Origin of the sequence: Nocardiopsis sp. RV163 (assembly GCF_001029525.1) — a bacterium.
In the GTDB taxonomy this organism is placed as follows: domain Bacteria; phylum Actinomycetota; class Actinomycetes; order Streptosporangiales; family Streptosporangiaceae; genus Nocardiopsis; species Nocardiopsis dassonvillei.
The window spans coordinates 20,274-27,228 of sequence record NZ_LEKI01000068.1 but is presented as its reverse complement, the minus strand read 5'-3'; the positions used below and the strand labels follow the sequence as shown (position 1 = coordinate 27,228).

Annotated in this window: 4 protein-coding genes; 3 read left to right on the top strand and 1 reads right to left on the bottom strand. The window is 75.1% G+C overall.

The features are described from left to right. The first annotated feature begins 255 nt into the window (after positions 1–255). Positions 256–1,209, top strand: a complete 954-nt coding sequence (locus tag ABD54_RS13920; RefSeq protein ID WP_200904108.1) for an aldo/keto reductase — start codon at positions 256–258, stop codon at positions 1,207–1,209. Positions 1,210–1,348: 139 nt separating this feature from the next. Here the strand turns inward: ABD54_RS13920 and ABD54_RS13915 are convergent, their stop codons facing one another. Then, a complete protein-coding gene (locus ABD54_RS13915; RefSeq protein ID WP_047869908.1) occupies positions 1,349–3,625 on the bottom strand; it encodes an LLM class flavin-dependent oxidoreductase in 2,277 nt (758 codons plus the stop codon). 100 nt (positions 3,626–3,725) lie between these two features. Between ABD54_RS13915 and ABD54_RS13910 the strand changes: the two genes are divergently transcribed. Next, positions 3,726–4,325: a MarR family winged helix-turn-helix transcriptional regulator gene (locus ABD54_RS13910; protein ID WP_047869907.1), complete on the top strand. Its 600-nt coding sequence runs from the start codon at positions 3,726–3,728 to the stop codon at positions 4,323–4,325. 259 nt (positions 4,326–4,584) lie between these two features. Then, positions 4,585–6,693 (top strand): helix-hairpin-helix domain-containing protein, encoded by a 2,109-nt coding sequence (locus ABD54_RS13905; protein WP_047869906.1) that lies wholly within the window; start codon positions 4,585–4,587, stop codon positions 6,691–6,693. The last annotated feature ends 262 nt before the right edge of the window (positions 6,694–6,955 follow it).

The window sequence follows — 6,955 nt, the reverse complement described above, 5'->3', positions numbered from 1 at the left end:
GGGGTGTCCTGGGGTGCTGCGGGTGTCGCCATGGTCACAGGGTAGGCCCGTGGCGGAGGGGAGGGCGGGACCCCGGCCGCGGTCGCGGGAACGGTGTGGCGCGGCGGATGCGGGCCACCAGGTTCCAGGAGCCCGTTCGCGGAGCCGGAACACGGGCGCGGGCGCGGCGAACGCCCCGGTCACGGCCGCGCCGGAGAGGAACGGCGGGGGCGTGCCCGAAGGACGGCGTCGGACGGACGCGGTACTCTCCGCCGCATGGAACAGCGACAGGTGGGCAGATCAGGGCTCTGGGTCTCTCGTACCGCTCTCGGCACGATGACCTGGGGCAAGGACACCTCCGAGGAGGAGGCCGGGCAGCAGCTCACCGCGTTCGTCGACGCGGGCGGCACGCTCGTGGACACCGCGGACATCTACACCGGCGGCCAGAGCGAGCGGATCCTGGGGCGCCTGCTGCGCGCCTCGGTGCGCCGCGAGGACGTGGTGGTGGCCACCAAGACCGGCCACACGCCCGACGGCTACCGGCCGGTGGACGCCTCCCGGCGGCACCTGCTGGCCTCCCTGGACGCCTCGCTGCGACGCCTGCAGACCGATTACGTGGACCTGTGGCAGCTGCACGTGTTCGACCCCTCCACACCGCCCGAGGAGTCGCTGGCGGCGATGGAGACGGCGGTGGCGGCGGGCAAGGCGCGCTACGCGGGCACGGGGAACCTGGAGGCGTGGCAGTTCGCGACCCTGGCCACCTGGCAGCGCGCGCGGCCCGGGAGCGTGCCCCTGGTGAGCGTGGGCACCGAGTACTCGCTGCTCAACAGGGGCGCCGACCACGGCCTGCGGCCCGCCGCGGCGGTGTCCGGGGCCCACCTCATCGCCTGGTCTCCGCTGGGCCGCGGTGTGCTCACCGCCAAGTACCGCAACGGGACTCCGCCGGACTCGCGGGCGGCCTTCCCGCACATGGCGCCGTACGTGGAGCCCTACCTGGACGACCGCAGCCGCCGGGTGGTGGAGTCGGTGCGCACGGCGGCCGAGGGGCTGGGCGTGTCGCCGCTGGCGGTGGCGCTGAGCTGGGCGCGCGACCAGGAGGGCGTGGCCGCGGCGGTGGTCGGTCCGCGCACCCTGGCGCAGTTGGAGGAGATCCTGGGCGTGGAGGGCGTGGAGTTGCCGCCCAAGATCCGCGACGCGCTCGACGACGCCACGGCGCGCCCCGAGCGCTGACACCCCTCCCCGGCGTCGGCGCTCCCCCGGCTCCCGCTCCGGAACCCACGCGCGGGGCGGCACCGCCCGGCGGCGACGCCCCCGGGCGCACCCTCCCGCGGGAGGCGCCCCACCGGCCGTCCGGCTTCCGGCCAAGCGGTCAGCCCCGGGTCGCGGGCGGGATCGGGAAGTTCTTGTCGAACACGTTGTGCGGGTCGTACACGGCCTTCAGGGCCCGCAGCCTGTCCAGGGTGGGCTCGGGGAAGGCCCGCGCGAGCACACCGGGCCCGGTACGGGTGTCGAAGCTCAGGTACATGCCCTCCAGGTGCTTGTCCAGGTCCGCCCACCGCTGGTCCATGCGCACGGCGCTCCGGGTCGCCGTCATGGCCGCCAACACGAAGTTCTGCGACCGGTGGGCGTAGGCGGTGGCGTCGGCCGCCAGGTCGTTGACCGCGCCTCCCACCTGTCTGAGCTGCATGAACATGACGTCTCCCGAGGTGAGCAGCCCGGCCAGGCCCTCAGCCGTTTCCGGGGTGACGTGGTGCAGCAGACCCGAGCGCGCCTCGGGCAGACCGTGGCCCCGGTGGGGCCCGTCGGAGCGGGCCAGGATCGCGGGGTAGGGCGCGAGCTGGGCGCGCTGGTCCAGGACGGGGCCCACTGACAGGAAGGGCTCCAGCGCCCGCACGGCCGAGTCGGTGTCCTCCCCCGCGTAGACCACCATGGCCTGGGCCGCCGGGCCGCGTCCGCCGCGCGCGGGGCCGGTGGTGAGGAAGGCGGTGACCTCGCGCGGCGCGGCCTCGGCGACCTCGCCCCAGGCCCGGAGGAAGGCGGCGGTGTCGGTCGCGTCGTAGACGAACTGGCCGAGGACCACGTCGCGCACCGGGGCGGCCGTGGCCTCCACGGCGGTGAGCACGCCGAAGTTGGCGCCCGCGCCGCGCATGGCCCAGAACAGGTCGGGGTGGTGGTCGGCGTCGGCGCGCACGGGGGTTCCGTCCGCGGTGACCACCTCGACTGCGGTGACGTTGTCGATGGTCAGGCCGTGGGCGCGGGCCATGTAGCCCACGCCGCCGGTGGTGGCCAGGCCCCCGACGCCCACTCCCCCGTGGTCTCCCGAGCTGAGCGCCAGGCCGTGGAGCGCGAGGGTGTCGGCGACATCGCCCCAGCGGGCGCCGGCGCCGAGCCTGACCAGACCGGAGTCCGCGTCCAGGACCTCGGCGCCGTTCATCCGCGACAGGTCCACGACGACGCCGCCGTCGCCGGTGGAGCGCCCGCTGATGCCGTGGCCGCCGCTGCGCACGTGCAGGTCGGCGTCCTGGGCGCGGGCGTGGGCGAGGGCCTCGGCGACCTCCTCGGCGCTGCCGGGGCGCAGGACCAGCCCCGGCGAGCCCTTCTGCATGTAGCCGTGGCGGACGCGGGCGTAGGCGCGGTCACCGGGTTCGACGGCGTGCTCGCGCAGGTTCTCGGGGACGCCGTCGTAGTCGATGCCCGAACGGCGCGCGGCCAGGGAGGCGGCGTCGCGGGCCGGACCGGTGTCGGTGCCCGCGTCCGCGCGTTCGCGGTCCACGGCCTCGCGCAGGGCGGGGGCGACCTCGGCGCCGAAGGTCTGGATGGTGCGCGGGTCGTCGGTGCCCACGATGAACGTGGAGTAGCCGTGTTCGAGGGCCAGGGGCAGCAGGTCGTCCACCCACTGCTCGGGCGGGCCCTGGAGGAAGTCCTTCCCGGTGGGCAGGAAGGCGGTCTGGGCGAGGTTGAGCATGCGGCGAACCTGGCGGGGGTCGCGCCCGGCGGCCTGCGCGGCCTCGTCGATGGTCCGGTGGGCCCCGGCCATGTCCTCCAGCTTGAGGTAGCCGAGGCTGGGCAGCCAGCCGTCCGCCTTGGCGCCGACCAGGCGCAGCATGCGGGGCTTGTAGGCGCCCAGGCTGATGCCGATCTCGTGGGCGGGCTCGGGGCCGCGCTTCATGCCGCGCACGCGGTGGTGCTCTCCGTTGACGCGGACGCCGCCGCGGGCGTCGGTGTCCCAGGCGGCGCGGATGACGTCGATGCCCTCGCTGAGCGCGTCGACGGCCTGGCGCGGGGTGAGGCGCTTGCCGCCCATGCCCTCGATGCCGTCCCAGAACGCTCCGGCGCCCAGGGCGAGTTCGAAGCGGCCGTGGGAGAGCAGGTCGAGGCTGGCGGCGGAACGGGCGAGCACCGCGGGCGGGCGCAGGGGCAGGTTGAGGACGTTGGCCGACACGCTCAGGCGCGTGGTGCGCGCGGCCACCCAGCTCAGCAGGGTCCAGGTGTCGAGGAAGCCGGGGTTGTAGGGGTGGTCCTGGAAGGTGGCCAGGTCCAGTCCGGCCGCCTCGGTGAGTTCGGCGAGCGCGACGGTGCGGTCGGGGTCCTGCGCCGCGGGTGTGATGAAGGTGCCGAACCTCAGGGGGTGTCCGTAGTCGGGCATTGGGTTCTCTCCTCGGGAGGAAGCCGGAACTAGTTTGTCGAAACAACGATGTTGGCAACAACTTATCTTGTGTGCCACCTATTCCTGGTAGCCTCGGAGCATGGCACTCCCCACTCCCAAGCCCGGCCGGACCCAGGCCGGGAACGCGGACCCGGCTCCGGAACAGGACACCGACCTGGGGTGGTCGCTGGCCGTGCTCCTGCGCCGGTGGCACGAGCGGGTGGAGGCGGTCCTGGACGGCGTCCCGCACGGCAGCCGCGGCTACCACGTGCTCACCGCGGTCTCACTCGACGAGCCCCCCACCCAGGCGGCCCTGGCCGAGCGGCTGCTCATCGACCGCAGCGTGATGACCTACCTCCTCGACGACCTGGAGCAGGCCGACCTCGTGCGGCGCCGGGTGGACCCCGGCGACCGGCGGGTGCGGCGGGTGTGCGCCACCGCGCACGGCCGCGAGGTGCTGGCCTCGCTCAGGGAACGCGTGCGTGAGGCGGAGGAGCACATCCTGGCCGGACTCGACGCGCCCGCGCGCGAGCTGTTCCGCCGGATCGCCCAGCACGCGGCCGTCGCCGTCCAGGAGTCCTCCCCCACGACCGACCCGTGCGCGGCCGTACGCCAGGTCGTCGGCGCGGACGGCCCGACGGGGAAGCCGGGAAAGCGCGAGGGGCGGCGCGGGCGCGGCAACCGGGCGAAGCGGGAGTAGCGGGCGGGCCGGGGGTGCTCCCGGACTCGGGGAGCTTTCCGGGGCCGGAGGGGCTCCGGGACGCGTCCGGAAGACTCGCGGGGTCCGGGCGGCCGGTGCGGACGACGACCGGCGCGGCAGGCGGCGGGCGGAGCGCGTGGCAGGCGGCGGGCGGAGCGCGTGGCGGCGGGCGCACCCCGGAAGCGGGAACCGAGCGTCGTCGCCAGTCGATAGGCTCCCCCAGAGTCCGTGATCCGTATGACGAGGGGAACCGCCCGAGGTGTCCGAGGCAGAACAGGTCAGTGCCGTCCTTGACCGGATGGGCGCGCCGGGCGCTCTGGCGCCCCGGCTGCTGAGCGCGCTGGGGCCGGGGGCCGCAGCCGCGCTGGAGGCGAACCCGTGGCTGCTGCTGCGGCTGCCGCAGGTGACCCCGGATCAGGCCGACTTCTGCGCCCGCAGGCACCTGGGCGGGGACGCGCGGCCCGGCGACCCCCGGCGGCTGGCGGCGCTGACCGGGCACGTGCTGCGCATGTCCGCCGCGCGCGGGCACACCGTGGTCGAGGAGAAGAAGCTGGCCTCGGTCGTGGGCGGGTTCGGGGTGGCCGATCCGGCCGCCGCGCTGGAGGCGGCCGTGGCCGACGGGAGCGCGGTGGTGCTGGAGAGCACCGACGAGGACGACGACGAGGACTTCGACTTCAGCGAAGGCGGGGTCCCGGACCTGCCCGACACCGAACTGTTCTACGCGCTGCCCGAGGTGGGGCACGCCGAACAGCGGCTGGGTGAACAACTGCTGCGGCTGATCGGCGGCAACGAGCCGATCATGGACTCGGCGACCGCGGGCGAGACGGTGGACGCGGCCGTGGAGCGGGGCGGGTTCACCATCTCGGATCGCACACGCGAGGCCCTGGTGACGGCGACCCTGCGCCCGGTGACGGTGCTGCGGCACGGCCCCGGCGACGCGGCGGAGATCGCGCGGGCGCTGGTGTGCCTGGACGCGATCGCCACCGACAGCCGGGTGGGGATAGCGGTGGCGGCGCCGACCGCGCAGGCCGCGGCGGCCGTCAACGCCGACTTGGCGCGGGTCCGCGGGGATCGGGCCGCGACCGGAGCTTCCGGGGATGGCGAAGGAGTGCCAGAGGTCGGGACCGGAACCGAGTCCGGGGCCGCCGAGGAGACCCGGGGTGCCGGGGAGGACGAAGCGGCGCGGGGGGACGAGAGCACTGAGGCGGCCTCGGGCGAGCAGGGGGCTCCGGAGGCACCGGTGGCTTCGGAGGCACAGGAGTCCCCGGTGGCGCAGGGGGCTTCGGGCGCGCAGGAGGCTCCGGACGCGCAGGGTTCCGAAGAGGCTGACGAAGCGCGGGAGGACCGGGAACAGCCGGAACAGCGAAGTCAGCAGGTACAGCAGGGCCAGGAGGGTCAACAGAGCCACGAGGGACAGCAGAGCCAGCAGGGTCCCGGGGAGGCGGTTCAGGCCCCCGTGCGGGCGGTGTCGCTGCCCGCGCTTTTGGCGCAGGCGCCGCTGAATGCCGGTCTGGTCGTGCTGTGCGAGGCGATGTCGGTGGGCGCGGCCCGAGCCGCCGAGCTGGCGTCGGTGTGCGCGGACGACGCCCACCTGGTGCTGCTGGCCGACCCGCACCAGGCGCCCTCGGCCACGCCGGGCCAGGTGGTGGTGGACATCGCCGCGTCGCGGACCGCGCACGTGGCCGAGGTGGCCGACGAGGACGCGCCGGGGCCGATCGCGGAGCTGGCGGCGGGTGTGGCCTCGGGCGGGGTCCCCGAGGTGGAGGCGCCCGGACGCGAGGTGGTGCGGGTTCCGGCGGCGTCGGCAGAGGAGGCGGTGCACCGGGTGGTGCAGTTGGTGACGGACTCGATTCCGCGCGCGCTGGGGATCGGTGCCGAGCACGTGCAGGTGGTGACCGCCCGGGAGGACGGCCCGGCCGGTGCGCGGGCGGTCAACGCCGCGTGCAAGGAGAGGCTGAACCCGGGGCCGGGTGCGCACGGCGGGTTCGACGTGGGCGACCGGGTGCTGTTCACGGCGGAGGGCCCCGGCTACGGGCCCGGTGACACCGGTCGTCTGCGTGAGGTGGACGGCGGTGCCGTGGTGGAACTGGTCGGCGGCGGCCGGGTGAGGGTGACCGACCCGGCGGCGCTGCGTCCGGGCTGGGCGGTGACGGTGGCCGCCGCGCACGGGGGCCGGTGGCCCGCCGTGGTGGCGGTGTTCCCGCCGGAGGTGCCGGTGTCGCGGCCGCAGGTGTACACGGCGCTGACCCGCGCGACGCGGCACGTGTCGCTGGTGGACGCGACCGGCGGCGGGCTGGAGACCGGTGTGCGGGAGAACGCGGCGAAGGAGCGGACGACCCGCCTGGTGAGGATTCTGCGCGAGGGGTAGACCCGCAGCCTAGGAAGCACGCTCCCGCGCACGCGGGGATGATTCTGGGGCGGGAGGCCACGGTGAGCCCCGCCCCTAACGCGCCCCGCGCACGCGGGATGGTTCCGATCGAGCCGGGTCGGAGTGCGGCGGTTTCCCAACGCTCCCTGGGCACGCGAAGGTGGTCGTCCACAGGAGGAAACTGGGGCTTGGCGGCGGGTGGGAAGACCGGCCAGACTGGATTCGGGGGTGCGTTACGCACTCGCGTGGAACGAGAACTCCC